Origin of the sequence: Methylobacterium sp. WL116, assembly GCF_008039455.1 — a bacterium.
Taxonomy (GTDB): Bacteria; Pseudomonadota; Alphaproteobacteria; order Rhizobiales; family Beijerinckiaceae; genus Methylobacterium.
This window is the reverse complement of sequence record NZ_VRUV01000888.1, coordinates 1-1,134: the sequence shown is the minus strand read 5'-3', so window position 1 is coordinate 1,134 and position 1,134 is coordinate 1. Positions and strand designations below refer to the sequence as shown.

The window sequence follows — 1,134 nt, the reverse complement described above, 5'->3', positions numbered from 1 at the left end:
CGCCAACGCGGCGCTGACGGGCGGCGGCGACCGCGGCTTCGCGCCGCTCGCGCCGATCGCCGCGATGACGACCCCCGGCATGCAGATGCTGTTCTGCACCCTGAGGCAGATCCATGCGCACAGCCACGGACCGAGCCGGCGCGGGAACCTGATCGTCCCGTTGATCCAGGAGATCCTGAGCTACCAGCTGCTCTCGGTCTGGCCGAAGCGGGACATGCCGGCGCCGCAGGAGAGCCAGGACGTGCCGCTCCGGCGCATCCGCGCCGCCCTCGACTACATCGAGGCGCACCTGTCCGACCCGCTGACGCTGGCCGACATCGCGGCCGCGGCCGGGATCAGCGTCCGCTCGCTGCAGGACAGGTTCCGGCAGGCGATCGGGCAGACGCCGGTGCAGTTCATCATCGATCGCCGCCTGCGGAAGGTCCACCACGACCTGACCGCGCGCGGCGGCGCGACGCTCTCGATCGCCGAGGTCGCGGCGCGGTGGGGGTTCGTCCACATGAGCGATTTCGGGCAGCGCTACCGGCGGCTGTACGGCTGCGCGCCGTCCGAGACGCGGCGCGACGCCGGCCGGCCGCGCTGAATGCGCCCCGGGCGGTGAGGGGCCCGCGGCGCTTCGGCCGCGGGCCCGGATGCGGAGGCCTGCCGGCCGAGCGCCGGGGCCCTATCGGGGCTGGCTATCAATATAGCGCAAGACAGTATAAATATCGCGCGAATTTGACACTTATAGTTTAAAATCGGATACCAACGTATGTGAGTGCAACTTCGATCCCATTTTGGATTCGATGTCCGGTCTCTCATCGATCGGCGGTCTCGAGGGCAGGTCCAAATCCTGCATCGTCGCCGGATCGGAGCTGCCGAATATATAGCGAACGGTCTTTGTAAGGTATTTATTCAAAATATACTGTAACTCATAGATCGATTATCCTACGCCCCTCGAGCGCGTCGCACGGGAACCCGCATGCTGGATCTTGCGAACAACGATGCCTGCACCCGCAAGACGATCCCGGCTCGTCCGTCCCGTCCGCGGCGATCCAGACCATCGCGGGCAAGCCGATCGTGTTCGTGAAGGTCGAGGGCGGCTTCGAGGCGAGACCCGTCGGAGTTGGGCGATCCGACGACGGGAGCATCGAG

The 1,134-nt window shown here is 66.3% G+C and carries 1 protein-coding gene; it reads left to right on the top strand.

What is annotated here, in order from left to right:
- Positions 1–583 (top strand): AraC family transcriptional regulator (locus tag FV223_RS28210; protein WP_147729950.1); only part of this gene is annotated, 583 nt, incomplete at its 5' end.
- Between the last annotated feature and the right edge of the window lie 551 nt (positions 584–1,134).